A 24,561-nucleotide genomic window follows, 5' to 3' on the forward strand; every position below is an offset into this window, starting at 1 on the left:
GCCGCGCCGCATGGTTGAACTGGAAGTTCGGCATCGTCACATCGGACGTCGTCATGTATTGGCGCTGGTCGGTGGGTGCAGACCTGAACTTCGTGCGCCAGCGTGATTTCAATCAGGGCTTCGGCCTGCGGGATTACCAGACCATCACCGGGCATGTCACCAGCTACACCGAGCTGCCCTACGACACACTCGCGGCCGTCAGTGTGGGGCGTTACCTGGCCCGGGACTGGGGCACCACGGTCGACATCTCGCGGCAGTTCAAGAACGGCGTGAAATTTGGTGGCTGGGTCACGCTGACCACGGCCTCGAAGGAAGAATATGGCGAGGGCAGCTTCGACAAGGGCATCTATATTTCCGTCCCGTTCGACGAGTTGATGAGCACTTCGACCATGCGTCGCGCCAACGTCGTATGGGCCCCACTGACCCGTGATGGCGGCGCCCGCCTGAACCGCGCGTACTCACTGCAAACCATGACCGACGGGCGTGACAGCGAGCTGTTCTACAACAACTTCGAGAAGATCACTGAGTGATGTAGCGGCGTCTGCCGACGAGGTAACTCACTGCCCGGTGCTCATGCGCCGGGCGGTGAGCAAGCCGCAACAGTAAAGCGCCAGGTGCAATGCCGGCGCGCGACACGTCCCTGACTTTCCTCTCTGACTTATATACGAATGGCTTGGGCCTGGGGCCCAGGCGCTGCTGTGGGCGTTAGCTACGCGCCGGGCGGGGATGATGAGGGGGAGGGGAGGATAACGCCCCAAAGGGCGCGTGTGGTGCCCCGCGCCGCCGGTGTGGTGGCGCGGGGAAGGGAGGGCTTAGTAGATGTCTTTGGAGAGCAGGGTGAACGGCGTCTTGAACAGGATCTTGATGTCCAGCCACAGCGACCAGTTGTTGATATAGCGCAGGTCGATATCGACCCGTTGCTGCATCTTTTCCAGGGTCTCGGTTTCGCCCCGGCAGCCATTGACTTGCGCCAGGCCGGTGATACCGGGCTTGATGCGATGCCGCGCCATGTACGCGCGAATCTTGCCCGAGTAATAGTCATTGTGGGCCACGGCATGGGGGCGTGGGCCCACCAGCGCCATATGCCCTTGCAGCACGTTGAACAGCTGCGGCAGTTCGTCGATGGAGGTACGGCGGATAAAGCGCCCCACCGGGGTTATGCGTGAGTCGTTGCGGCTGGCCTGGCGCACCTCGCGGTCGTCATGCACACGCATCGAGCGGAACTTCCAGACCTTGATCACTTCGCCATTCCAGCCGTGACGGTCCTGCTTGAAAATCACCGGGCCGGGGGAGGTGAGCTTGATCAGCAGGGCGAACAGCAGCAGCAAAGGGCTGAGCAGCACAATCGCCACCAGCGCCAGGCTCTTGTCCAGCAGTGACTTGCTCAGCGCCGCCGTGGGGCGGCTGGTCAGCGGGCTCTCATTGAGGAAGATCGCGGGTAGGCCGTCTACCTCGGCCACGCTGTGATTGAGCAGCAGCATATTGTTGAGGTCGGGCACCCAAATCACGTCCACGCTGATCTCCAGCAGGTTGAGGTACAGCGCCTCGATGTGCGTGGCTTCCTGGAGGGAGTGAGTGATGTACAGGCGGCGTATGCCGTGTTGTCGGATCAATGAGGGAAGGTCGGGCAAGTCGCCGAGAATCTGCGGTTGAGTGCTGTCTTGAGGTGAAGCGGGGCCGGGACCGACGAGGCCGACTAAGGGTGAGCGTTTTTGTCTGGCAAGCGTATTGGCCAAGTCGGTTGCTAGTTTACCCGTGCCAATAATCAGTGATTTCTGGCGCTCGTGAAGTTGCCGATGGTAGTACCTGGACAGACTGTGAATCGGAATGTAGCAGAGTGCTAGTATTGGGTAGCTGACGGCTGCCCAGAGTAGCAGGATCTCCAGGGGAAACAGCGAGCTGGCATTACAGGCAATGCCAACCGCCGATAATATGCCCAAGGTCAATAACCAGCCCGTAAATAGTCGTCCCAGTCCTACAAAAAAATCATCTTTTTTGCTATAGACGTCACATAACATGTAAGCGGGGATAGAGGCCAGTATTGTAATGGCCGCCAATATCCGGTAGTGGGATTCCAATTGTCCGGTCTTGAACAGTACCAGTGAAAACAAAAGTACAACGACCACACTCAAGGCAATTGCCCACTGCCCCCAAAAGGTCAGACCCTTGGGTGTAAGGTTACGATGCATTCTTCTGTTGTTAAGCATACTTCTGCTCCCTGTGGTATCCACTCACGTACTGGCAGGTTAAAGCGAGGCGTGGTTTTAATGACTATCAAATGGCAGGCGCACGCGTAGGCGTGCGTATTGATAGTAATGAATGGCAGGGAGCAATGGCTGACGACTTATAACGCGGTCATGTTGTTATAAAATGGCAGATATAACGAGGTTTTAATAGGCAGGGTGAATTGTAATTTTTATGAAATAATTATTGTTCGGCGACGTTGTTGCGGTTGCTCAACGGGCTTTTTATTTTTTGTGTGAGGCAATAACCGCGATTGCGTACCGCCCGGAACAGGCGCTCGCCATCGTTGACGCGTTTGAACTTGTCCTGCAGCCGGCTAAGGCACATTTCAAGCCCGCGATAAAGGTCGGGTTCGCGCCCAATGTTACGAATAAGTTCCTCCTTGCTCACCACACGTTCTTCATGGTGCAGCATCTTTTTAATCAGCGCCGACTCAATGGTGGTCAAGGAAATTCGTAGCCCGCCTTTGACCAATGCTCGGTCTTGCTGGGTGAGCAGCCAGACATCGGGAGTGCGTAATACGGGTGCTGCATTAACAGTTTCGGTCGGCGTGTTATTAGGGTGCGGGTGTGGGGTGTCTGATTTTAGTGCAGTGATGTTCGGGTTTTTTGAGGCATCGTAAAGTTTTCGGGTCAGGCGATTGCTGGCCTCGTACAGTCTTTTCGCGGCCACATAGTTGCTGAGCCAGAGATTAAAGTTCTGCTCACTGGTAACGGCATAGGAACTGGTCGAAGCGTCCGATGTTTTTTCTGCCGTTTCGATCAGCGGTCCGCTGTCGACGTCGTAATGTAAAAATGCCACATTCGGCGTGAAGTCCTGCAGTGCGATTGACGGGTACGTCGATGTAAATGTGTGTTTCTTGAGAGAACTCATGGCATTCACCGATTCCAGGAAAGTACGGGGGTTCATAAACTATCAGCAGGGGAGAAGTAGGGGCCCTGAAAATAGTCAAAAGGCAAGCGTCTGGCGAGAAGTGCGCTGTCGGCGTGCTCGACGTTTTCGGCGATGAACGAGACCCGGGAGGTGCTCATCACCCCCAGCATCTGGTCGTAAAGCCGGTCGAACAGGCCCGAACGGGTGTTCAGACTGAGCCTGAGGGCCGAGTCTGGAAAAGGCATTTTTATATAGTCATAAAGACTCAAGTCAGTCAGCAGGTCAGCTTTTTTTGTATCGAGTGTGTAATTGTTATAGGCAAGTTTCAGGCTGCTTCGGTCTTTCAGGCTATAGAGCTGGCGGATCATATTTCGACGCTCCACCGGGCCCGGCAGAGTATCCAGCGTGTTTTCGACGCTGACGATGAGTTGTTGTTTGTGTTTTTCCAAGGTATTGGAAGTGCTGACAATTTCCTTGAGCAGGTCCTCATTCATCAATAATGACTGCTCGATTCGGAGGAACTTATGGAGGAGGCCCGAACGTTTGTCCACACGCAAACGTTTTGCTTGTTGAACGACCGAACTCGGTTTGGTGTATTGCAGGGCTTCACTGTAGGCGACTTTAAGTTGTTCAGAATAAAAGGCGCACGTATCAGCGGGCAGGTTGTCAAGAACATGCTCGGCATGGACCCGGATCTCGCTGCCCCATAACGCACAACTTCGTTCAAGTATCGCTTGTCGTGAAAATGTAAACTCGACAGAGTCCGCAAGCAATAGAGTTCCGCTATTCACGGTTCGGCCGCTCCCTGACGGGTTGAATATGATTAACCGAAGCCAGCCCTCTGCTCAGTTTGTAGCCGTAACCCCGGATGCTTTGAATAATATTACTTCCATAGTGCGATTTTATTTTGCCGCGCAAACGGCTGATTGATTTTTCGAGCGCCCTGGAATCATAAAATCGGGCGTTAAGCCCCATCACCACGGCAATCTCATCGTGGCTGAGCAGGCGGTTATGAATGAGTGCTTCAAGCACTTTCATTTCAACGAAGGAAATTTCGAGTTTTTTGCCTCCCCCGTAGATGCACATGCGGTCCTGATCAAGTAGCAAATCAGTATTACTTAGCCAGTACGTCTCGCTGAGGAACGCGGCAAACAGGGCAAGTTTTTTCTCGGGCGAGCTCTCGACGACCTTTATGCAATAGTCGGCGCCTGCGAGATAGTATTTGGTTTTGCTTAGTGTGGTGGCGAAGGTGACAACCAGGAAAATCGTGCTGCCAGGATTTTCGGATCTGGTTTTTTTAATAATGTCCAGCGTTTGGGTGCTGGCGGAGGGGGTGTCGATCTCTATGATGATGGCACGGTAATGTCCATGGCTTTCACAGGGACCAATTAGTTGGCCGTAGGAGCGTGTATCGACTTTTAGATTTTTCGGTACAGTACGAACTATAAGCTCGCTGAAGTCCTCGGATTTCGATGGGGTCCGTGCAATAGCGAGGACGTTGGAAAAATGCATCACGTTGCTCCCTTTTCCGGCATGCGAGGCCGTCAATTCAATCGCTGCAGGCGTTTAGATGTTAATCGAATTGAATACGCCAAAACGTGACAAATTTTAACATTCGCCACGTTATTTACAGGGGATAAGGCGGATTTCAGGCGGGTGTTGAAAGCGGATTTCTGGGCAGGAGTATTCATATGCTAGTGCAAATTTTTTAGTGTGCGATAAGTATTTTAGGCGGGTTGATATTTTTTGGCTGGAATGATTTAACCCTTCTAGTCTTTAAGCTCTAAAGAGCTTATACGTGACTATTTATAATAATCCAGCAAGGCGATAGCGGGGGTTGTGTGCTGGGAGATGCTCGCGCGGTCGGCGAGGTAGCGCGCCGGGGGTTGGCCGATGGCCTTGCGGAACATGGTGATAAAGCCGCTGGCGTTTTCATAGCCGAGGTCCAGCGCTACCGTCTGCACGCTTTCGCCTTTCGCCAGGCGCTGCAGTGACAGGGTCACATGCAGCTGCCGGCGCCAGCGGCCGAAACTCAGGCCAATCTCCTCCAGCAACAGCCGGGTCATGCTGCGTTCGCTCATGCCGATGCGCACGGCCCATTCACCCAGGGTGGCCTTGTCGCTGGGGTTGGCCAGCAAACTGTCGGCCAGGCGCCGCAGCCGAGTGTCCCGGGGCATGGGCAGGTGCAGGGCCTCCACCGGCGCCAGCGCCAGTTCGTCCAACAGTGTGGCTACCAACCGGCCTTGGGCGCCTTCGGTGTCGTACAGCGGCGGGAAGCTGACGGCCTTGCTGATCAATTCGTGTAACAACGGCGATACCGCCAGCGTGCAGCATTGCTGTGGCAGGGCACCGGCAGCGTCCGGGTCGACCAGCAGGCAGTAGACATCCGCCGCTCCCGACCCGCGTGCGGCATGGGAAAGTCCGCCGGGAATCCATAGTGCGCACTGGGGTGGCACGATCCAGATACCTTCTTCGATGACGCAATGGATCACCCCGCGCAACGTGTACATCAACTGACCCTTGCGATGCTGGTGCGGTGCGTGCTCCCAACTGGCAGAAGTGCTCGAGGCGCTCACCGCGACCACGGCACGGGGAATCGCATCGGCAAGGGCCGGGCGCAATGGGTCACGGGTTTCGAGGCGGTGGTTGTACATGGTGGGGTGCGTCGTGGCTGGATTGCGAAACATTCTGGCCATTCTGTGCAATGGCGTCCAGTGATGGCATGGTTACTATGAGAAACATTCTCGTTAAAGGAGCTTCCCATGCAACTCGACAGTTCAGCATTCCCCGTGGTGAAAATCGTGTTTGACGCCCCCAGCGACACGCCATCGCAAGACACCTTTGGGGCCTTCGAGGCCTTGTTGCAGCGCGAAGAACCCTTCGTACTGCTGCATGAAAAAGCCGTCGACGAAAGCGCTCACGAGCACTCCCATGAAGAGCGTAAACAAGCTTCTATCTGGATGAAGAAGAACAAGGCGGCCCTGCGTGCTTTCGTTAAAGGCATGATCCAGGTCGAGCCCAGCGCGGCCAAACGCCTGGCGCTCAAGCCGTTTGCGGTGATGTTTGGCAAGGCGTGGGGCTACCCGTTACTGGTAGTCGAATCCACGGATCAGGCTTGGGCACTGGCGCGGGATGTGCTGGATACCCAGGTGTCGGATGTGGCGCACTATTGAGTGGAGGGCGGGTTTTCGGTGGCGTTCAAGAGCGCACATGGTTGGCTGGAAAAAACCTCAAACGTAGGAGCTGTCGAGCTTTAGCGAGGCTGCGAAAGCGGAGGGTCAGCCGACCTCAATGTTGCAGAACTGACGCCATCGCAGCCTCGCTAAAGCTCGACAGCTCCCACAAGTGTTCAGGGTTTTCCGGCAGCCATTCGGGTTGACTGGACAAACCTCAGACGTTACCCGGGTTCTTGAACAGATCAACCATCAGCAACAACGCACCCAAGGTGATCGCGATATCCGCAAGATTGAATACGCCTGTATGCAGCGAGCCGACATTCACCACCATGTAATCGACGACATGGCCGTCACGAAAGACGCGGTCGATCAAATTCCCAGTGCCGCCCAGGGCAATCAAAAAAAGCGGCGCGGCTTTGCGCAGGGAATGGTTCCAGTTCTTCCAGGCCCAATAACCGGCCCAACACACTACGGCGGCCACACCGACGATAAAGATCAGTTGCTTGACCTGCGGCGGCAAACCAGCGCCGAGGCTGAGGAATGCGCCCGGGTTCAGGCTCAGTTCCAACGCCATGTTCACCGGGCTTGAGCCGAACCGGAACGTCGTGGCTTGCAGCGAAAACAGCGCCAGCAGTTTGATCAACTGGTCCAGGGCAATAAAGGCAATGCCCATCAGCACACCAAAGCTTCGTCCTCTCAAAGCGTCCTGCATCTTCAACGTTCCACTCCTTCGTGTGTTTTCGCCTGAACCGGCGGCGGCCAGAAGATATCGCACGGCCTGCGCAGCGTCCATCTTTGCACCAGCAGCCCGCCTGGCCCCGGCGTTTCAGGTATCCTCCGCGCCCCGCTCAACAACTATTCCCAAACCATGCCAGAACACAACATGCAGGCCCTTTTGGAGTCGATCCTCGACGAAGTCCGTCCACTGATCGGCCTCGGCAAGGTCGCCGATTACATCCCCGCATTGGCCGACGTACCGGCGCAGCAGTTGGGCATTGCCGTGTATGGCAATGACGGCTCGTTCTACTGCGCGGGTGATGCTCACACCCTGTTCTCCATACAGAGCATCTCCAAGGTGTTCAGCCTGGTGCAGGCCATCGACCATGGCGGCGAAAGCATCTGGGAACGCCTGGGTCACGAACCGTCGGGGCAACCGTTCAACTCCATGGTGCAGCTGGAGTTTGAGCGTGGCCGGCCACGCAACCCGTTTATCAACGCCGGTGCGCTGGTGATTTGCGACATCAACCAGTCGCGCTTTGCCGTGCCGATTTTGTCCATGCGTGATTTTGTGCGGCGGCTGTCGGGCAATCCGCAGATCCTGGTCAACAGCGTCGTGGCCGAATCCGAAGCCCAGCACGGCGCGCGCAATGCGGCGATGGCGTACCTGATGAAGTCGTTCGGCAACTTCCACAATGATGTGGATGCAGTGCTGCACAGCTACTTCAACTACTGCGCGTTGCAGATGAGCTGCCTGGATTTGGCCAAGGCGTTTTGCTTTCTGGCGAATGAGGGCGTGTGCACCCACAGCGGTGAGCAGATTCTGACGGCGCGGCAGACCAAGCAGGTGAACTCGATCATGGCCACCAGCGGGCTGTATGACGAGGCGGGGAATTTTGCTTATCGCGTTGGCTTGCCGGGCAAGAGCGGGGTCGGCGGCGGAATTCTCGCCGTGGTGCCGGGGCAGTTTACGGTATGCGTGTGGTCACCGGAGCTGAATGCGGCCGGCAATTCCCTGGCGGGGATGAAGGCGTTGGAGTTGTTGAGCGAGCGTATCGGATGGTCGGTTTTTTGACGAGAATTGATCGCTCCCACGCTCTGCGTGGGAACGAGCTTAAAATCCGAGCACGTCTCCCTGTCGAGGAGGGTGCTGATACTATCGACGCAATCCCCCATCCGTCAGAGACAATCCATGTTGCCTAATCGCGTGGTCCAGGCCGCCGCCAAGTCGGTGCTGCAGCAGCTCGTTACGCGAATCACGCCACAGTCCACCGAAGCCTCCATCGCCGAAATGGCGACGCAGATGCTTGCGGATTCCGGTTATCCGGAGACCTGGTATTACGACTGCCCGGCCTTCGTGTTGCTGGGTTCGCGCAGTGCGCTTTCGGTGTCGGGACGCGACTATCAGCCCAGTGATGAAGCCGTTGGTTTACACAATCTGATCACGGTGGATTTGAGCCCGAGAGCAGGCAATGTGTGGGGCGATTGTGCCCGCTCTTTCTATGTGGAGGAGGGCGTGTGCCGGGCGGTTCCGGTGGGGACCGGGTTCAGCAGGGGCTATGAAGTCGAGCACCAGCTACACGCGATGATGCGCACATTCGCCCGGCCTGAAACCACGTTCAACGATCTCCACGCGTTCGCTAATGACATGATCGCATCCGAGGGGTTCGAGAACCTCGATTTCGCTGGCAACGTCGGTCACAGCATCTGCGAGCGGCGCGACCAGCGGCTCTACATCGAGGCGGGGAATCACCGGCGTCTTGAGGAAGTGGCGTGCTTTACCTTCGAGCCGCATATTCGCGAGCGAGGTGGTCGCTGGGGGTATAAGCACGAAAATATCTATTTCTTCAGCGACGAGGCTGAGGCCTGCGAGCTTTGACGAGGGCGCCGGTCTCCTGACGAAACGCGGCGCCTTCGAGTTTTTCGCGAGCAAGCTCGCTCCTACAGGGAGAGGCGATCCAGCAAGCTGTACCACGCCACGCCCGCGCCGATGTAGAACCGCTGCAATCCATGCAAGGGTAGTCGCTGCAGTGGAGTTACCGGATAAGAAAAATCCGAACGGCTGTCACACAAGCGCCCCGCCAATTGCTGGCCCAGGCTGGTACACAACGCAATCCCGCGCCCGTTGCAGCCCAGCGCCAGGGTCAAGCCGGGTGCGGGCTCGTGAACGTGGGGCATAAAGTCCCGGGTGATCGCGATCCGTCCTGCCCAGCGGTACTCGAAATCCAGCTTGCCCAACTGCGGGAACAACAACGCCAGGGAGCGTTCCAGGTGCGCAAAGTCCGCTGGCCCGGTGGGGTCTTCGAACAACCCGCGCCCGCCCATCAGCAGGCGACCATGGGCATCCTTGCGGAAGTACAGCAGCAGGCGTTGGGCGGTTGAGACGGTTTCCTGCCCGGGCAAAATGCTTTCTGCCGCTGCCCCGCTCAAGGGCCGGGTGGCGACGATAAAACTGTTGGCCGCCAGCACGCTCTGGGCCATGCCGGGCCACAAGTCGCCGCTGTAGCCGTTGGTGGCCAGCACCACTTGGCCGGCCGACACCTGTGGGCCGTTGGCGGTCTGCAACTTCCAGCCAGCCCCCGCCTGTTGCATCGCAGTCACCGCGCTTTGCCCATGAATGCGTACGCCGGCCGCCTGGGCTGCACGCACCAGGCCGCGCGCATAGGCCAGGGGTTGAATGGCACCGGCGCGACCGTCCAGCCAGCCGCCGGCAAACGCCTGGCTGCCCATGCGGGCGGACACCGCGCTGGCATCCAGGCGCTGCACCGGCACCCCGCGACGCTCCCATTGCTCGGCGCGAGCATGCAGGCCTGCCACGCCTTTTTCGGAATAGGAAACCTGCATCCAGCCTTTGCGCGTGGGGGCGCAGTCGATGCCATGGCGCTGGATCAGGTTGAACACCAGGTCTGCCGAGTTGGACACGGTGTTGATCAGCGGCTCGGCGTGCTCGGCACCGTACCTCTGCACCAGTTGATCCGGGTCGTATTTGAGCGTCGGGTTGACCTGCCCGCCATTGCGCCCGGACGCCCCCCAGCCGGGTTCGTTGGCTTCCAGCACGCACACGCTCACGCCACGTTCCGCCAGGTGCAGGGCCGTGGACAAACCGGTATACCCGGCGCCGACGATGGCCACGTCCACCTTCAACGACTCAGCCAGCGCGGGTGTCGGCGGTGCAGCGGGCGCCGTCGCCGCCCAGAGTGACTTCATGAAGGCTCCGGGTGTTGGCCGTGGGATGCAGCACGCGGCGCAGGAAGTCCTGGGTACGTGGTTGTTGCGGGTTGCCCAGTACCTGCTCGGCCGGCCCGCTCTCGACGATGTAGCCGCCGTGCAGGAAGCACACGCGGTCGGCCACTTCCCGGGCAAAGCCCATTTCGTGGGTCACCACAATCATGGTCATGCCTTCATCGGCCAGGGTGCGCATCACCTCCAGCACATCGCCCACCAGTTCCGGGTCGAGGGCCGAGGTGGGTTCGTCGAACAGCATGGCGTCGGGCTTCATCGCCAGTGCGCGGGCGATGGCCACCCGTTGTTGCTGGCCGCCGGAGAGTTGTTCCGGGTAGGCATCGGCCTTGGCCGACAGGCCGACTTTATCCAGCAACGCCAGGGCTTCTTCCCGGGCCTGTTTCAGCGGTTCGTGTTTGACGTATACCGGGCCTTCCATCACGTTTTCCAGCACGGTGCGATGGGGGAACAGGTTGAAGCGCTGGAACACCATGCCCATGCGGCTGCGCAGGGCGTGCACGGTCTTGCTGCTGCGCTGCACGGTTTCGCCGAATACGCGGATGGTGCCGCCGTCGTAGGCTTCCAGGGCGTTGATGCAGCGCAACAAGGTGGATTTGCCCGAGCCGGACGGACCGATCAGGCACACCACTTCGCCCTTGGCCACGTCCAGGTCGACGCCGTGCAGCACGCGATGGGTGCCGTAGTGTTTTTGCAGTTGGCGAATCTCGATCATGCTTTTTTCCTCCGGCCCAGGTGCTGTTCCATGCGGCGCAGGCCATACACCAGCGGCAGGCTCATCAGCAGGTAGAGCAGGGCGACCAGGGTGTAGACGGTCATGTTCTGGAAGGTGGACGAGGCGATCAGTTGCCCCTGGCGCGTCATCTCGGCCACGGTGATGGTCGACACCAGGGACGAGTCCTTGAGCATCATCACCAGGGTGTTGCCATAGGGCGGCAGCGCGATGCGAAAGGCCTGGGGCAGGATCACCCGGCGCATCATCAGCACCGAGCGCATGCCCAGGGCCTCGGCGGCTTCACGCTGGCCTTGCTCCACGGCGATGATGCCGGTACGGAAGTTTTCTGCCTGGTACGCCGAGTAGGCGATGCCCATGCCGATCACGCCCGCCTGGAACGCGCTGAGGTGCACGCCCATGTCCGGCAACACGAAGTAGATGTAGAACAGCTGCACGATGATTGGCAGGCCGCGAATCACATTGATCACGGTGCTCGCTGCCCACGACAGCGCACGGATCGGCGACAGCTTGAGCAACGCCAGCACCAGGCCAATCGCGCTGCTGAGCAGGAACGACAATACGGTGATCTGAATCGTCACCCAGGCGCCCTGCAGCAGGATCGGCAGGAAGTCACGGGCGTTTTGCAGGAATTCAGCCGGGTTCATGGCTGCACCTGGGCATCAAGCCCCCACTTCTTGAGGATCGCCTCCAGGGTGCCGTCGGCCTTGATGCTGGCGATGGCCTGGTTCAGGCGGGCGAGGGTTTCGCTGTCGCCCTTGCGTACCACCAGGCATACCTCACCGACGTTGACCGGCTTGTAGTCGGCGGCGAGCTTCACGCCTTTGAACAGCTTCTGGCGGATCTGGTAGGCCACCACCGGCTGGTCGCCCACCGCGGCCTTGATGCGGCCCAGGCTCAGGTCGCGGACCATTTCGCCGATGGAGTCGTAGGTGCGGATTTCCTTGAAGATCCCCAGCTTGTTGAGCATGTCGTAGAAGATCGTGCCGGCTTGTACGCCGACCACTTGGTCCTTCAAGGAACTGAGGTCGGTATAGGTCGCGTTGTCGTCGGCACTCACGATCAGGCCCTCGCCGTAGGCGTACACCGGCGCGCTGAAGTCCACCACCTGGGCACGCTCCGGGGTCTTGAGCATGCCGGCGGCGATGAAGTCGAGCTTGCCGGAAGTCAGGGACGGAATCAGTGCGGCAAAGTTGGTCTGCTCGATTTCACTGGTGAAGCCACCGGCCTTGCCCACGGCATTGGCGACATCGACCATCACGCCCTGGATGCTGTTGCTCTTGATGTCGAGGAAGGTGAACGGCGAACCGCTGGCCGTTGCACCGACTTTGTACGAGGCCGCACCGGCGGCGTGCACGGTTGCTACGCAAAAGGTGGCGCAAATACCGAAGGCGAGGCGGCGAAACAAGGGCGAAAGACTGTTCATCGGGTTACTCCAGAAGGAAAACGGATCGTCAGTACCGCAAGCGGTTGGAAAGCAAACCGCAAGCTCTATGCCATTTCGATTCAATAAAATCGTTAAGCGGTATAGAAAATCGACAAAATGAACCAATCGTATCGGTATGCGATTTTTAGTAGTCGAATTTGGCAGTTTGGTGTAGAAATATCGCTACGCTTGATCGACCTGACCGCGAGTTCGCCATGTCTGAAGAACGCAACAGCTTGCACAATCAATCCCTGGAAAAAGGCCTGTCGGTGCTCAAGGCATTCAGCGCACAGCGCCGCAGCATGAGCCTTGCAGAGGTGGCCGAGGCCGCCGGCATGACCAAAAGCTCGGCCCAGCGCATGGTGTTTACCCTGGAGAGCCTGGGTTACCTTCGGAAACACTCGCGCACGCGCCATTACCAACTCACACCGCGGGTGCTGGAGTTGGGCTTCAGTTATCTGGATGCGCATTCGTTGATTGAGGTGGCCAACCCGTTCCTCTCGGAATTGACCCGCCTGACCGGAGAAACCTCCTGCCTGACCGAGCCTGCGGGTTACGACATGACCTATATCGCGCGGTTTGTCAGCGCGGGCTTTGTGCCGGTGCACATGCCGATTGGCTCGCGGGTGCCGATGTACTGCACGGCGTCGGGGCGGGCGTATTTGAGTGCGTTGCCGCAGGATGAGGCGTTGGTGTTGATTGAGAACAGCCAGCGGGTGGCCCATACCAGCCAGACATTGACTGAGGTCGACAGGATCATGGCGTCGTTGCAGCAGGTGCGCGAGCAGGGTTATGCGGTGAATGGCCAGGAACTGTTCCTGGGCGACATGACCATCGGCGCGCCGGTGCTGGGGGCGAATGGCCGGCCGGTGGCGGCGGTGCATGTGGTGGCGCCCACCAGTCGGTGGAGCCGGGCGGATGCGGAGAAACAGTTGGCGCCGGCGTTGTTGCAGTGTTCAAGGGCGTTGAGCAATTCGGCGCGCAACCTGGAGTAACTCGCCCTCAAGAACACAGCAAATCCAATGTGGGAGCGGGCTTGCTCGCGAATGCGGTGTATCAGTCGCCAGATGCAGTGACTGGCACACCGCTTTCGCGAGCAAGCCCGCTCCCACATTTTGATCTTCATTGTTCTTTGAGATTTATGTGGCCCCAACAAAAAATGCGCCCCTGAGGGCGCATTTTTTTGTTCGGTCAACGATCGCCTATCAGGCAATTGCATCCCAGGCACGGTCACCGTTCTCGTCTTTGATCCGAGTCGGCAAGCCCATCACGTCCAGCGCCTTCAGGAACGGCTCAGCCGGCAGTTCCTCGACGTTGGCCATGTGCTTCACGTCCCACTCGCCACGGGCAACCAGCAGCGCTGCGGCCACAGGCGGTACGCCGGCGGTGTAGGAGATGCCCTGGCTGTCGGTCTCGGCAAAGGCTTCTTCATGGCAGGCCACGTTGTAGATGAACAGCTCGCGTGGCTGGCCGTCCTTGGTGCCCTTGACCAGGTCGCCAATGCAGGTCTTGCCGGTGTAGCCCGGTGCCAGTGACGACGGGTCGGGCAGCACGGCCTTGACCAGTTTCAGCGGCACGACTTCCAGGCCTTCGGCGGTGGTGACCGGTTTTTCGGAGAGCAGGCCGAGGTTTTTCAGCACGGTGAACACGTTGATATAGTGTTCGCCGAAGCTCATCCAGAAACGCACATTGGGCACGTCGAGGTTTTTCGACAGCGAGTGCACTTCATCGTGGCCGGTCAGGTACAGGTTCTGCGAACCGACCACAGGCAGGTCGTCGGTGCGTTTGACTTCGAACATGGTGTTGCTGGTCCACTGGCTGTTCTGCCAGCTCCACACCTGTCCGGTGAATTCGCGGAAGTTGATTTCCGGGTCGAAATTGGTGGCGAAATATTTGCCATGGGAGCCGGCATTGACGTCGAGAATGTCGATCGAATCAATGCGGTCGAAATGCTTTTGCTGCGCCAGCGCGGCATACGCGTTGACGACACCCGGGTCGAAGCCCACGCCGAGAATGGCCGTGATGTTCTTCTGTTTGCACTCTTCCAGGTGGTTCCATTCGTAGTTGCCGTACCACGGCGGGGTCTCGCAGACCTTGCCCGGCTCTTCGTGGATGGCGGTGTCGAGGTACGCCACGCCCGTGTCGATGCAGGCACGCAGTACCGACATGTTGAGGAACGCGGAACCGACGTTGATGACGATCTGCGATTCGGTTTCGCGGATCAGTGCCTTGGTCGCTTCCACGTCCAAAGCGTTCAGCGCAAAGGCTTGAATCTGGGCGGGTACCTTGAGGCTACCCTTGGCCTTGACGCTGTCGATGATGGCCTGGCATTTGGAGATGTTGCGCGACGCGATAGCAATACGACCGAGTTCGTCGTTGTGCTGCGCGCACTTGTGGGCCACCACCTTGGCGACACCTCCTGCACCAATGATAAGAACGTTCTTTTTCAATTGCTTTATCTCTCCTTTATCTGTCCGCTTTACGAAAGGCTGGACAGGTAGTCGTCGTAACCAAATTCACGAACCACTTCGACTGTACCGTCGAGTTGTTTCACTACGATGGACGGCATTTTCAGGCCGTTGAACCAGTTTTTCTTGACCATGGTGTAGCCTGCCGTGTCGATGAACGACAGTCGATCGCCGATGGCCAGCGGCTGATCAAATTGATACTCACCGAAGATGTCCCCGGCCAGGCACGATTTGCCGCACACCATGTAGGTGTGTTCGCCATTGCTTGGCGTCAGCTTGGCGTTGAGGCGATAGATCAGCAGGTCCAGCAGGTGGGCTTCGATGGAGCTGTCTACCACGGCGAGGTTCTTGCCGTTGTAGAGGGTGTCGAGCACGGTCACTTCCAGGGAGGCGCTGTTGGTGATCGCGGCTTCGCCGGGCTCCAGGTACACCTGCACGTCGTACTTCTGCGAGAACGCCTTGAGGCGCTGGCAGAAGGCGTCGATGGCATAGCCTTCACCGGTAAAGTGGATGCCGCCGCCGAGGCTGACCCAGTTGACCTTGTGCAGCAGCGCGCCGAAGCGTTCTTCGATGGTGTTGAGCATCTGGTCGAACAGGTTGAAGTCACCGTTCTCGCAGTTGTTGTGGAACATGAAGCCGGAGATCTGCTCGATCACACCTTCGATCTTCACCGGGTCCCACTCGCCCAAACGGCTGAACGGGCGCGCCGGGTCGGCCAGCAGGTAGTCGGAGCTGCTCACCTGCGGGTTGACGCGCAGGCCGCGGGTCTTGCCTTCGCTGCGTTCGGCAAAGCGCTGCAGCTGGCTGATGGAGTTGAAGATGATCTTGTCGCAGTTATCGAGCATCTCTTCGATTTCATCGTCGGCCCAGGCCACGCTGTAGGCGTGGGCTTCACCTTCGAACTTCTGGCGACCCAGCTTCAGCTCGTACAACGACGACGAGGTGGTGCCGTCCATGTATTCCTGCATCAGGTCGAACACCGACCAGGTGGCGAAACACTTGAGGGCCAGCAAAGCCTTGGCGCCGGACTGTTCGCGCACGTAGGCGATCTTCTGCATGTTGACCAGAAGCTTCTGTTTGTCGATGAGGTAGTACGGCGTTTTGATCATTTTCAGAGCCTGCGGCGGTGCCTGCCAAAAAAGGACACGCATTGTGCCCGCACTTGGGACAGATCGAAAGGTTAGTCAGCGGAATTTGCTGGCCCGGTTATAAGCTGGCCTGTGAATATGACAGCCCGTAGGTATGATGAGCCGCTTTGATAACGGACCACAGCTTCGGCGACGAGAGGTGAGAATGGACGCTGCATCTGTGATCGTTCCCACGCTCTGCGTGGGAATGCCGCCTCGGACGCTCTGCGTCCATCGGGCTATGCAAGGTTCAAGTCTTGCGCAGTGGTGACGCGGAGCGTCACGGGATGCATTCCCACGCAGAGCGTGGGAACGATCAAGCTCGACAGCTCCCACACTGACATCAAACCGTCATCTCCCCATCGCCTGACTGCCACATTCCCCCGTTACTGTCCTCGCCAATGAGATCGATCTCAAGCGAGTGACAATGACTGATTTGAAAGACGTAGCGCGGTTGGCCGGCGTATCCCGCGCCACCGCTGCCCGCACCTTTGCCTCCCCGGAGCAGGTGCGTCCGGCCACCCGTGAGCAGGTATTCGCCGCCGCCCGGGAGCTGGGCTTCAGGCCCAACCTGCTGGGCCGCCAACTGCGCCTGCAAACCACCAACCTGATCGGCGTGGTGGTGCCCAACCTGCTTAACCCGGTGTTCGCCGAGCAGTTCCAGGCCATGGAGCGCGCCGCACGGCTGCGTGGCTATAACCTGTTGCTGGCCACCACCGACTACAGCGCCGAGCGCGAAAGCAGTGTGGTGGAAGAGCTGCTGCGCCAGCGTGTCGATGGTTTGGTGCTGACCGTCACCGACGCCGAAAGCAACAGCGTGCTCCACAGCCTGGCCACGGAAGAAACGCCGTTCGTGCTGGCCTACCACCAACCCGACAACCCTAACTACAGCGCCGTCTCGGTGGACAACCGCGCCGGCATGGCCCTCGCAACCCGTTATCTGCTGGAGGCGGGCCATCGCCGGATCGCCATGGTCGCCGGCCCCGCGTTGCAGTCCGACCGCGCCCGCCTGCGTTATGCCGGGTACTGCGATGCCATGGGCGAGTACGGCCTCGATAGCCAGCCAGTGATTGAGATGCCGGCCCATACCCAGGCCGAATTCGCCGCCATCGAACCCTTCCTGCAAGGCCCACAGGCCCCCACAGCGCTGGTGTGTTCCAACGATTTTCTCGCCATCAGCCTGATTGCCGAACTGCGTCGCCACGCCTGGAATGTGCCCGAACAACTTTCGGTGATGGGGTTCGACGGTATTTCCCTGGGCACCCAGATGCACCCGACGCTGTGCAGCGTGGTGCAGCCCATCGCGCTGTTGGCCAGCACCGTGATCGACCAACTGCTGGCGCAAATCGCCGGCAACGCGCCGACTTCCCACTGCCTGCCGTGCCATGTCCGGCCGGGCGAAAGTACCCAACCCCATAAAGGAGACGCTTGATGAGCATGCTCAGTAAAACCCTGGCGGCATTGCTGCTGTGCGGCACGGCCAGCCTGGCCCAGGCCGCGGACACCGCGATTTGCTACAACTGCCCGCCAGACTGGGCGGACTGGGGCACGCAACTCAAGGCCATCGCGGCGACCACCGGCGTGCAGGTGCCGCTGGATAACAAGAACTCCGGCCAGTCCCTGGCGCAGTTGGTGGCCGAGAAAGCCGCGCCGGTGGCCGATGTTGTCTACTACGGCGTGACGTTCGGCTTGCAAGCGCAGAAGGCCGGGGTGGTGGAGGGCTATAAACCCAAAGGCTGGGAGCAGATTCCCACCGGCCTGAAAGACCCGGACGGCCAGTGGTTCGCGACTCACTCCGGCACCCTGGGCATCATGGTCAACGTCGATGCCCTGGGCGGGCTGCCGGTGCCGCAAAGCTGGGCCGACCTGCTCAAGCCTGAGTACAAAGGCATGGTCGGTTACCTCGACCCGTCCAGCGCTTTTGTCGGCTACGTCTCGGCGGTGGCGATCAATCGTGCTCTGGGCGGCGACCTCGATAACTTCGCCCCGGCCATCGACTACTTCCAGAAGCTGGCGAAAAACGCCCCCATCGTGCCCAAGCAAACCGCCTATGCGCGGGTGCTCTCCGGCGAGTTGCCGATCCTGGTGGACTACGACTTCAACGCCTACCGCGCCCGCTACAAGGACAACGCCAACGTCGCCTTCGTGATTCCCAAGGAAGGCAGCATCAGCGTGCCGTACGTGATGAGCCTGGTGGCGAACGCACCGCATCGTGCCAACGGTGAAAAGGTCCTGGACTTCGTCCTGTCTGATGCGGGCCAGGCGCTCTGGGCCAAGGCCTACCTGCGCCCGGTCCGGCCTGTGAAGATGCCGGCGGACGTCGCCGCGCAGTTTCTGCCGGACAGCGACTACGCCCGTGCCGGCGTGGTGGATTACCAAAAAATGGCCGCCGTGCAGGAAGCCTTCGCCGCGCGTTACCTGAGTGAGGTCAAGTAAGTGAAGGCACTCTTGCGGCCAAATCCCGCCTGGGCACTGGCCCCGGCGTTTGCGGTGCTGCTCGCGTTCTGGTTGTTGCCGTTGGCGCACCTGATGGTGCTGGGCGGTGAACGCCGCGACAGCCACGGCAGCGGTTACTGGCAGGTCCTGAGCAGCGCGCAATACCTGGGCAGCCTGGCGCAAACCTGCGTGCTCGCGGTGCTGGTGACGTTGGCGGCGCTGCTGGTGGGCGGCATCGCCGGTGTGTTTCTCGCCCGCCAGCAATTCTTCGGGCGTTCGGCGCTGGTGGCGTTGTTGACGTTTCCCCTGGCGTTCCCCGGTGTGGTGGTGGGCTTCCTGGTGATCCTGCTGGCGGGTCGACAAGGCTTGTTCGCCGCACTCGGGCTTCAGTTGGCCGGTGAACGCTGGATCTTTGCCTATTCATTGGCAGGGTTGTTTGTCGGCTACCTGTACTTCTCGATTCCGCGGGTGATTCTCACGGTGATGGCGGCTTGTGAAAGCCTCGATCGCAGCCTGGAGGAAGCGGCCCATTCACTGGGAGCCGGGCATTGGCGGGTGGTGTGCGACGTGATCGTGCCGGGCCTGGCACCGGCGTTGGCCTCCTGCGGGGCGATCTGTTTTGCCACGTCCATGGGCGCCTTCGGCACGGCGTTCACCCTGGGCACGCGGCTGAACGTGACGCCCGTCGCTATCTATAACGTGTTCACCAACTACGCCAATTTTGCGGTAGCCGCGGCACTCTCGGTGGTGCTCGGCGCGGTGACCTGGGCCGTGTTGTTACTGACGCGGCGTCTGGTGAAAAACGCGGGGACCGTCCTGTGAAGCGCTCATCGCTGTTTGTCATCCAGTTGCTGTTTACCTTGCTGGTCTGCGCCTTCATGTTGGTGCCGGTGTTGATGTCATTGCTGGCGGGGCTGACGCGCAACTTCTTCGTCGGCCTGTCCAGCGGCCTGACGTTCGACTGGTTGATTCAGGTCTGGCAGGCCTATTCGCCGACGGTCTGGCTCTCGCTGCAACTGGCCCTGGCCTGCGCGGTGTGTGTCTGTGTGATCGGTGTGCCGGCGGCGTACGCCTTGGTGCGGATGAACAACCGCTTCAGCCGCGCCTTCGAGGAATTGATGGTGCTGCCGGTGGCCATGCCTGGCCTGGCAAGTGCCCTGGCGTTGTTGCTGACCTACGGCCAGTTCGGCGGGTTTCGCAGCAGCTGGTTGTTCATCCTGGTGGGGCACGTGTTGTTCACCTTGCCGTTCCTGGTGCGCCCGGTGATGGCGGTGATGCAACGCCAGCAGTTGCCGGTGCTGGAAGAGGCTGCTGCGAGCCTGGGAGCCGGTCCCCTGCGACGCTTCTTCAGTGTGGTAGTGCCCAACTGCCGGGCGGGGATCCTCGCCGGGGTGCTGATGGTCGTGACCCTGTCCCTGGGAGAGTTCAACCTGACCTGGATGCTCCATACGCCGATGACCAAGACCTTGCCCGTCGGCCTTGCCGACAGCTACGCCTCGGCCCGCCTGGAAATCGCCAGCGCCTACACCCTTATCTTTTTGCTGATGATCGTGCCGCTGCTGATTGCGTTGCAGGCCATCAGCGCTCGTCTGTCCCGTGGAGAGCGTCGATGACCGCTATCACCATTCGCCTGAAGGGTTGCCGCAAGGCATTCGCCGACGGCACCGTTGCCGTGCAGAACCTCGACCTGACCATCGAGGGCGGCGAAACCCTGGCCATTCTCGGCCCGTCCGGTTGCGGCAAAACCACCACCTTGCGCTTGATCGCCGGCCTTGAGCGTCCCGATGTGGGCCAGGTGTTTTTCGGTGACCACGACGTCACCCGCCTGCCCATCGAGCGCCGTGATGTGGGCATGGTGTTCCAGAATTACGCCTTGTTCCCCAACCTGGATGTGGCCGGCAATATCGTGTACGGCCTGAAAATTCGCGGCGTCGCGCCGGCAGAGCGCAACAAACGCTGTGACGAACTGCTGGAGCTGGTGGGCTTGCAGAACCACGGCAAGCGCAGCATCCATGAACTGTCCGGCGGTCAGCGTCAGCGTGTGGCATTGGCTCGCGCCTTGGCGCCTCGGCCCAAAGTGCTGTTGCTGGATGAACCGTTGGCCGCCCTCGATGCACAGTTGCGTGAGCGCCTGCGCAGTGAGCTGGATCAGCTATTGCGCGGCCTCGGCATCACCTCGGTGTTCGTCACCCACGATCAGGGTGAAGCCATGGCCCTGGGAGATCGCATCCTGGTGATGGAGCAGGGGCGTATCGCGCAACTGGCCAGCCCGCGGGAGATCTACCAGCAGCCGGCCAACGCGTTTGTTGCAGGCTTTGTGGGCAACCTGAATGCCTTTTCGGTGGTTGATCGCACGGCCCATGGCTTGAAAGTGTGCGGCGGCGAACTGCCGTGGCACGAAGCCCATCTGCCAGCCACCGTGTACTGCCGCCCCGAGCACCTGCGGGTGATGGAGAGCGAAGGGCACCTGCACGGGCATTTGCTGGCGCAGTTTTTCCAGGGCGCGCAAAGCCGCCTGCTGGTGGATGTCGGTGGCCCGCAACCGTTGCTGGTGGACAGCAGCGACAACCAGCTTCACACCGTCGGCGCACCGATTGCACTGGCCATCGCCCCACACAAGCTGTTCACCCTGCATGCCTGACTTCAGAGAGCCTATTTTGAACCGTCCGTTTCTTGTTGCGCAGATCAGCGATCTGCACCTTAAAGCCGGCCAGCGTCTGACTTACGGCGTGGTCGACACCCTCGGTGCATTGCGCCGTGCCGTCGACCACCTGAATGCCAGCTACCCGAGGCCCGATATCGTGGTGATCAGCGGCGACCTGGTGGACTTCGGTCGCGCCGATGAATACGCCGTGCTGCACCCCGAACTGGCCCGTTTGCAGATGCCTTGCTACCTGGTGCCGGGCAATCACGACAACCGCCAGCATTTGCTCGCCGCCTTTGGTGATCACCGCTATTTGCCGGCGAGCGCCGATGGCCCGCTGGACTGGGTGGTGGACGACTATCCGGTGCGGCTGATCGGCCTGGATTCGACGATTCCCGATGCCCATGGCGGCCAGCTGCTGGACAGCCAATTGCAGTGGCTTGATGAGAAACTGGCGCTGCAACCGAACGTGCCGACCCTGCTGATCTTGCATCACCCGCCGTTTATCAGCGGCATCGGCCATATGGACCGCGAGCCGTTCATCAACGCCGCTGCGCTGGAAAAGGTCATCGCCCGTCACCCCCAGGTGGAACGCCTGTTGTGCGGGCATTTGCACCGGCCGATGCAGCGCCGTTTCGGCGGCAGTGTGAGCTGCGTATGCCCGGGCACGTCCCATCAAATCGTGCTGGATCTACAGGAGGCTGCTCCAGCGCATTTCAACCTGGAACCGGCGGGTTACCTCTTGCACCGCTGGGATGAACAGCAAGGGTTGATCAGCCACAACGGTGTATTCGGGGACTACCCGGGGCCGTACCCGTTTTATGACGCTCATGGATTGATTGACTGAAGTTTCCCGGAGGTCCATCTCGCCCAACTTAATACCCAAGCACTTCTGAACAGTTGTTAACGCACCGGCCAACCGAAGTTTGGCCGAGTGCTTCCTGCTGCCTTTTTTATGCGCCCGCAACAGTGATTGCGCGCCGGAGTTCGTCCTGATGAAAGCCACACTACATGTATTAAGCGTATTGACCGGCGGCCTGGGCATGGCCCTGAGCCCCTTGGCTTCTGCTGATTTCCTGGGGGACAGCAAAGCCAACTTGAGCATGCGTAACTTCTACTTCAACAACGACAACCGCGACGGCGCCGCTGCACCGTCGAAGACCGAAGAGTGGGGCCAGGCGTTCATCCTCAACTACCAGTCGGGCTTCACCGACGGCACCCTCGGCTTTGGCCTGGACGCCATCGGCATGCTCGGCGTGACCCTCGACAGCAGCGCGGCGAAGCATGTCGGCAGCTCGATGATCCCCACCGATGATGGCAAGGCCGCCGACGATTGGACCCGTGGCGGCGTGACCGCGAAGGCGCGCTTTGCCAAGACCGAACTGCGCTACGGCTACTTGCGCCCGAACCTGCCGATCCTGGTGAGCAACGACGGCCGGCTGTTGCCGCAGTCGTTTGAAGGCGGCCAAGTCACCAGCAACGACATCGACAACCTGACCCTGATTGGCGGCCAGCTTGAGCATACGACGGGCCGCGGTTCCAGCGACGCCAGCGGCCTGGCGGTAGCCGGCGCGACCCAGGAAAGCAACAAGTTTACCTACGGCGGCGCCGACTACAACCTGACCAAGAACCTCTTGGTGCAGTACTACTACGCCAACCTTGAAGACTATTACCAACAGCACTTCGCCGGCCTGGTGCACGTATTGCCCATGGGCGACTACGGCTCGCTGAAAACCGACTTGCGTTACTTCAAGACCACCTCCGACGGCAAGAACGCAAGTGCCGCCGGGCGTGCCGATGGCTACAAGTTTGGCGGCTATACCAAGGGTGGAACCGGGGAGATCGATAACGACACCTGGAGCGCCGCGTTCATCTATTCCCTGGGGCCCCATGCAATCACGGCGGGCTACCAACGCGTGTCCGACGACAGCAACTTCGCCCAACTCAACCAGGGCGGCCTGGTGGGCAAAGGCGAGGCGGGCCCGAGTCTGTACCTGTACACCGACCGAACCATCCAGACCTTCATCCAGGCCGGTGAGCGTACCGCTTTTGCCCAGTACGCCTACGACTTTGCGGCGCTGGGCGTACCCGGCTTGAAGGCCTCGGTGATGTACCTCAAGGGCGACCATATCCTCACCACCAGCGGCAACGACGGCAGCGAGTGGGAGCGGGATATTTCGCTGGATTATGTGGTGCAGAGCGGCACGTTCAAGAACGTCGGGTTCGGCTGGCGCAACGGCATGTCCCGCAGCGACGTGGCACGGGATCAGGACCAGAACCGGGTGTTTGTGAACTACTCGATTCCGTTGATGTAAATCCTGAAGTCAATGCACCAGCCCTTGCGGTGAGGGCTGGTGCGTTCATAGCGACTTTATATGCGTTGCATGCTCATCCTGTATCGGCTCAAAACCGCAGCGCAGATAAAAGGCGGCGCCCTCGTGGGTGTCGGTAGACAGGCGCACAACACGGAACTGCTGCGCAGCGCGTTCCAGCAGTTGGCCCACCAACGCCTTGCCTACATGCCGTTCCCTCGAAGCCCGTGCGACGTACACCCGGCGCAGCCTGCCAACGTCGGGCCCGGCGTAAGGGTCACGGGATAAACCGCCAACGGCGATCAATTGCCCGCTATTGAAAACGCCCAGAAGACATTCGCCTGGCTGGTCGAAACGGTTGGCGCCGCTGTGCCACTCTGCAATCAGGCGCGTTAGAAATCTGAACCCTTCAGCTACCGCCTCTGTTTCCATTACCTGGATTTGTTCGGGCAATACCGAGATGGCGCGTATCGACAAACCGTCCTCTGATTCAGCCACTGCGATTCTCCAGATCCAGCCAAGCGACCTTGGAGTCAACACAGGAATGCTTCTGCTTGCCGGGCAAGAACGGCGTATCGAGTGTGACGATCGCTATCGAAATCCAGTCCGGGTAGACACCATTGGTATCGGACCAGAACAGCGACGAGCCGCAGCGTGAACAAAACTCACGAAACACACCCTCGGACGATTCGTAAGCCTTGAGCGTTTGCAGCGAAGACTCGATGTGCACCGACGATTTCGGAGCACTCGCGTATGTCGCGAATGCGGCGCCATGACTCTTCTGGCATTTTTTGCAGTGGCAATGTGTCACGGCTTTCAGCGGTGTTGATACTCGGTAGCTGACCGCGCCGCACAGGCAGCTACCCTGGTGAAGTCCTTCCATGTTGATTCAATCCCAAGCTCAATGGAGTGACTATACCGCTCTCCCATGAGCCTTGAGCAAGTCCGGTTTTCGGTATCACGTGTTGGTCTTCAACTGGGTCCACAACCGAGTGGCCAACCGCGCAATCGTCGGCGGCAGGTCTTCGACGATGAACAGCTTGTCCATAACGTTTTTCGACGGGTAGATTGCCAGGTCCTGCTCTACCTCGGGAGTCACAAACTCATCCGCCGCGCTGTTGGGGTTGGCGGGGTGTATGCATTGTGTTTGCAGCCATCGGCGGCG

26 protein-coding genes and 1 pseudogene are annotated in these 24,561 nt (G+C 59.7%); 12 read left to right on the plus strand and 15 right to left on the minus strand.

Features of this window, described 5'->3' with window-relative positions:
- On the plus strand, window positions 1-530 hold a 530-nt coding region (locus D109_RS01000000131640; RefSeq protein ID WP_032868019.1), incomplete at its 5' end, for a YjbH domain-containing protein.
- Between the two features lie 282 nt (window positions 531-812).
- Here the strand turns inward: D109_RS01000000131640 and D109_RS0100155 are convergent.
- From D109_RS0100155 to D109_RS0100175, 5 genes are all read right to left on the minus strand, one after another.
- Window positions 813-2,207: an undecaprenyl-phosphate glucose phosphotransferase gene (locus D109_RS0100155; protein WP_026077666.1), complete on the minus strand. Its 1,395-nt coding sequence runs from the start codon at window positions 2,205-2,207 to the stop codon at window positions 813-815.
- A 220-nt stretch (window positions 2,208-2,427) separates the two neighbouring features.
- Window positions 2,428-3,117 carry a winged helix-turn-helix domain-containing protein gene (locus D109_RS0100160; RefSeq protein ID WP_026077667.1) on the minus strand — a complete coding sequence of 230 codons (690 nt, stop codon included), beginning with the start codon at window positions 3,115-3,117 and terminating at the stop codon, window positions 2,428-2,430.
- Between the two features lie 32 nt (window positions 3,118-3,149).
- Window positions 3,150-3,908: an EAL domain-containing protein gene (locus D109_RS0100165; protein ID WP_026077668.1), complete on the minus strand. Its 759-nt coding sequence runs from the start codon at window positions 3,906-3,908 to the stop codon at window positions 3,150-3,152.
- A complete protein-coding gene (locus tag D109_RS0100170) occupies window positions 3,901-4,629 on the minus strand; it encodes a winged helix-turn-helix domain-containing protein (protein ID WP_017475074.1) in 729 nt (242 codons plus the stop codon). Before D109_RS0100170 ends, D109_RS0100165 begins: the two co-directional genes overlap by 8 nt.
- A 290-nt stretch (window positions 4,630-4,919) precedes the next feature.
- Window positions 4,920-5,771: a helix-turn-helix domain-containing protein gene (locus D109_RS0100175; protein ID WP_026077669.1), complete on the minus strand. Its 852-nt coding sequence runs from the start codon at window positions 5,769-5,771 to the stop codon at window positions 4,920-4,922.
- Window positions 5,772-5,879: 108 nt separating this feature from the next.
- Here D109_RS0100175 and D109_RS0100180 point away from each other — a divergent pair, with 108 nt between their 5' ends.
- The gene (locus D109_RS0100180) at window positions 5,880-6,290 is read left to right on the plus strand and encodes a hypothetical protein (RefSeq protein ID WP_017475076.1); all 411 of its coding nucleotides are present in this window, start codon (window positions 5,880-5,882) and stop codon (window positions 6,288-6,290) included.
- 217 nt (window positions 6,291-6,507) lie between these two features.
- Here D109_RS0100180 and D109_RS0100185 read toward each other — a convergent pair whose 3' ends face one another.
- Entirely contained in the window at window positions 6,508-7,005 is a 498-nt protein-coding gene (locus D109_RS0100185) for a signal peptidase II (RefSeq protein WP_032868028.1), read from the minus strand.
- Window positions 7,006-7,176: 171 nt separating this feature from the next.
- On the opposite strand from D109_RS0100185, the gene glsB reads away from it, so the two are divergent.
- Window positions 7,177-8,085, plus strand: a complete 909-nt coding sequence (gene glsB, locus D109_RS0100190) for a glutaminase B (RefSeq protein WP_017475078.1) — start codon at window positions 7,177-7,179, stop codon at window positions 8,083-8,085.
- Between the two features lie 117 nt (window positions 8,086-8,202).
- The gene (locus D109_RS1000000132280; RefSeq protein WP_017475079.1) at window positions 8,203-8,889 is read left to right on the plus strand and encodes a M24 family metallopeptidase; all 687 of its coding nucleotides are present in this window, start codon (window positions 8,203-8,205) and stop codon (window positions 8,887-8,889) included.
- Between the two features lie 62 nt (window positions 8,890-8,951).
- On the opposite strand, the gene D109_RS0100200 is transcribed toward D109_RS1000000132280, so the two are convergent.
- Genes D109_RS0100200 through D109_RS0100215 form a run of 4 tightly spaced genes read right to left on the minus strand, consistent with a single transcriptional unit; the run spans window position 8,952 to window position 12,409 of the window.
- Window positions 8,952-10,217: an FAD-binding oxidoreductase gene (locus D109_RS0100200; protein ID WP_017475080.1), complete on the minus strand. Its 1,266-nt coding sequence runs from the start codon at window positions 10,215-10,217 to the stop codon at window positions 8,952-8,954.
- Entirely contained in the window at window positions 10,159-10,965 is an 807-nt protein-coding gene (locus D109_RS0100205) for an amino acid ABC transporter ATP-binding protein (RefSeq protein ID WP_017475081.1), read from the minus strand. The genes D109_RS0100200 and D109_RS0100205 overlap by 59 nt, the downstream gene beginning before the upstream one ends.
- Window positions 10,962-11,630 carry an ectoine/hydroxyectoine ABC transporter permease subunit EhuD gene (gene ehuD, locus D109_RS0100210; protein ID WP_017475082.1) on the minus strand — a complete coding sequence of 223 codons (669 nt, stop codon included), beginning with the start codon at window positions 11,628-11,630 and terminating at the stop codon, window positions 10,962-10,964. Before ehuD ends, D109_RS0100205 begins: the two co-directional genes overlap by 4 nt.
- Window positions 11,627-12,409: an ABC transporter substrate-binding protein gene (locus tag D109_RS0100215; RefSeq protein WP_017475083.1), complete on the minus strand. Its 783-nt coding sequence runs from the start codon at window positions 12,407-12,409 to the stop codon at window positions 11,627-11,629. Before D109_RS0100215 ends, ehuD begins: the two co-directional genes overlap by 4 nt.
- Window positions 12,410-12,624: 215 nt before the next feature.
- On the opposite strand from D109_RS0100215, the gene D109_RS0100220 reads away from it, so the two are divergent.
- The gene (locus tag D109_RS0100220; RefSeq protein WP_017475084.1) at window positions 12,625-13,404 is read left to right on the plus strand and encodes an IclR family transcriptional regulator; all 780 of its coding nucleotides are present in this window, start codon (window positions 12,625-12,627) and stop codon (window positions 13,402-13,404) included.
- 210 nt (window positions 13,405-13,614) lie between these two features.
- On the opposite strand, the gene D109_RS0100225 is transcribed toward D109_RS0100220, so the two are convergent.
- A complete protein-coding gene (locus D109_RS0100225; RefSeq protein WP_017475085.1) occupies window positions 13,615-14,859 on the minus strand; it encodes a saccharopine dehydrogenase family protein in 1,245 nt (414 codons plus the stop codon).
- A gap of 29 nt (window positions 14,860-14,888) precedes the next feature.
- Window positions 14,889-15,986: a carboxynorspermidine decarboxylase gene (locus tag D109_RS0100230; protein WP_017475086.1), complete on the minus strand. Its 1,098-nt coding sequence runs from the start codon at window positions 15,984-15,986 to the stop codon at window positions 14,889-14,891.
- A 445-nt stretch (window positions 15,987-16,431) separates the two neighbouring features.
- On the opposite strand from D109_RS0100230, the gene D109_RS0100235 reads away from it, so the two are divergent.
- The 7 genes from D109_RS0100235 (at window position 16,432) to D109_RS0100265 (ending at window position 23,399) form a co-directional block, all read left to right on the plus strand.
- Entirely contained in the window at window positions 16,432-17,436 is a 1,005-nt protein-coding gene (locus D109_RS0100235; protein WP_017475087.1) for a LacI family DNA-binding transcriptional regulator, read from the plus strand.
- Window positions 17,436-18,440 (plus strand): ABC transporter substrate-binding protein, encoded by a 1,005-nt coding sequence (locus D109_RS0100240; RefSeq protein WP_017475088.1) that lies wholly within the window; start codon window positions 17,436-17,438, stop codon window positions 18,438-18,440. Before D109_RS0100235 ends, D109_RS0100240 begins: the two co-directional genes overlap by 1 nt.
- Entirely contained in the window at window positions 18,441-19,262 is an 822-nt protein-coding gene (locus D109_RS0100245; protein ID WP_017475089.1) for an iron ABC transporter permease, read from the plus strand.
- Complete coding sequence (locus D109_RS0100250; RefSeq protein ID WP_017475090.1) at window positions 19,259-20,053, plus strand: ABC transporter permease; 795 nt, start codon at window positions 19,259-19,261, stop codon at window positions 20,051-20,053. Before D109_RS0100245 ends, D109_RS0100250 begins: the two co-directional genes overlap by 4 nt.
- Window positions 20,050-21,081 (plus strand): ABC transporter ATP-binding protein, encoded by a 1,032-nt coding sequence (locus D109_RS0100255; RefSeq protein WP_017475091.1) that lies wholly within the window; start codon window positions 20,050-20,052, stop codon window positions 21,079-21,081. The genes D109_RS0100250 and D109_RS0100255 overlap by 4 nt, the downstream gene beginning before the upstream one ends.
- A gap of 16 nt (window positions 21,082-21,097) precedes the next feature.
- Window positions 21,098-21,931, plus strand: coding sequence for a phosphodiesterase (locus D109_RS0100260; RefSeq protein WP_017475092.1), 834 nt, complete (start codon window positions 21,098-21,100; stop codon window positions 21,929-21,931).
- Window positions 21,932-22,079: 148 nt separating this feature from the next.
- The gene (locus tag D109_RS0100265; protein WP_017475093.1) at window positions 22,080-23,399 is read left to right on the plus strand and encodes an OprD family porin; all 1,320 of its coding nucleotides are present in this window, start codon (window positions 22,080-22,082) and stop codon (window positions 23,397-23,399) included.
- A 45-nt stretch (window positions 23,400-23,444) separates the two neighbouring features.
- Here D109_RS0100265 and D109_RS0100270 read toward each other — a convergent pair whose 3' ends face one another.
- From D109_RS0100270 to D109_RS1000000132400, 3 genes and pseudogenes are all read right to left on the minus strand, one after another.
- Entirely contained in the window at window positions 23,445-23,894 is a 450-nt protein-coding gene (locus D109_RS0100270) for a GNAT family N-acetyltransferase (protein WP_017475094.1), read from the minus strand.
- On the minus strand, window positions 23,887-24,279 hold the full coding sequence (locus D109_RS0100275) for a GFA family protein (protein ID WP_026077671.1): 393 nt from the start codon (window positions 24,277-24,279) through the stop codon (window positions 23,887-23,889). Before D109_RS0100275 ends, D109_RS0100270 begins: the two co-directional genes overlap by 8 nt.
- A gap of 75 nt (window positions 24,280-24,354) precedes the next feature.
- Window positions 24,355-24,534: pseudogene (locus tag D109_RS1000000132400) on the minus strand (spermidine/putrescine ABC transporter substrate-binding protein PotF); the annotation flags it as partial.
- Window positions 24,535-24,561 lie beyond the last annotated feature (27 nt).

Source organism: Pseudomonas sp. PAMC 26793 (genome assembly GCF_000313235.1).
Taxonomy (GTDB): domain Bacteria; phylum Pseudomonadota; class Gammaproteobacteria; order Pseudomonadales; family Pseudomonadaceae; genus Aquipseudomonas; species Aquipseudomonas yamanorum.

Coding starts and splice junctions, on each gene's coding strand:
- D109_RS0100155 (WP_026077666.1), bottom strand. CDS start 2,207: ATGCTTAACAACAGAAGAATGCATCGTAACCTTACACCCAAGGGTCTG.
- D109_RS0100160 (WP_026077667.1), bottom strand. CDS start 3,117: ATGAGTTCTCTCAAGAAACACACATTTACATCGACGTACCCGTCAATC.
- D109_RS0100170 (WP_017475074.1), bottom strand. CDS start 4,629: ATGCATTTTTCCAACGTCCTCGCTATTGCACGGACCCCATCGAAATCC.
- D109_RS0100175 (WP_026077669.1), bottom strand. CDS start 5,771: ATGTACAACCACCGCCTCGAAACCCGTGACCCATTGCGCCCGGCCCTT.
- D109_RS0100180 (WP_017475076.1), top strand. CDS start 5,880: ATGCAACTCGACAGTTCAGCATTCCCCGTGGTGAAAATCGTGTTTGAC.
- D109_RS0100185 (WP_032868028.1), bottom strand. CDS start 7,005: ATGCAGGACGCTTTGAGAGGACGAAGCTTTGGTGTGCTGATGGGCATT.
- glsB (WP_017475078.1), top strand. CDS start 7,177: ATGCAGGCCCTTTTGGAGTCGATCCTCGACGAAGTCCGTCCACTGATC.
- D109_RS1000000132280 (WP_017475079.1), top strand. CDS start 8,203: ATGTTGCCTAATCGCGTGGTCCAGGCCGCCGCCAAGTCGGTGCTGCAG.
- D109_RS0100200 (WP_017475080.1), bottom strand. CDS start 10,217: ATGAAGTCACTCTGGGCGGCGACGGCGCCCGCTGCACCGCCGACACCC.
- D109_RS0100205 (WP_017475081.1), bottom strand. CDS start 10,965: ATGATCGAGATTCGCCAACTGCAAAAACACTACGGCACCCATCGCGTG.
- ehuD (WP_017475082.1), bottom strand. CDS start 11,630: ATGAACCCGGCTGAATTCCTGCAAAACGCCCGTGACTTCCTGCCGATC.
- D109_RS0100215 (WP_017475083.1), bottom strand. CDS start 12,409: ATGAACAGTCTTTCGCCCTTGTTTCGCCGCCTCGCCTTCGGTATTTGC.
- D109_RS0100220 (WP_017475084.1), top strand. CDS start 12,625: ATGTCTGAAGAACGCAACAGCTTGCACAATCAATCCCTGGAAAAAGGC.
- D109_RS0100230 (WP_017475086.1), bottom strand. CDS start 15,986: ATGATCAAAACGCCGTACTACCTCATCGACAAACAGAAGCTTCTGGTC.
- D109_RS0100235 (WP_017475087.1), top strand. CDS start 16,432: ATGACTGATTTGAAAGACGTAGCGCGGTTGGCCGGCGTATCCCGCGCC.
- D109_RS0100240 (WP_017475088.1), top strand. CDS start 17,436: ATGAGCATGCTCAGTAAAACCCTGGCGGCATTGCTGCTGTGCGGCACG.
- D109_RS0100255 (WP_017475091.1), top strand. CDS start 20,050: ATGACCGCTATCACCATTCGCCTGAAGGGTTGCCGCAAGGCATTCGCC.
- D109_RS0100265 (WP_017475093.1), top strand. CDS start 22,080: ATGAAAGCCACACTACATGTATTAAGCGTATTGACCGGCGGCCTGGGC.
- D109_RS0100275 (WP_026077671.1), bottom strand. CDS start 24,279: ATGGAAGGACTTCACCAGGGTAGCTGCCTGTGCGGCGCGGTCAGCTAC.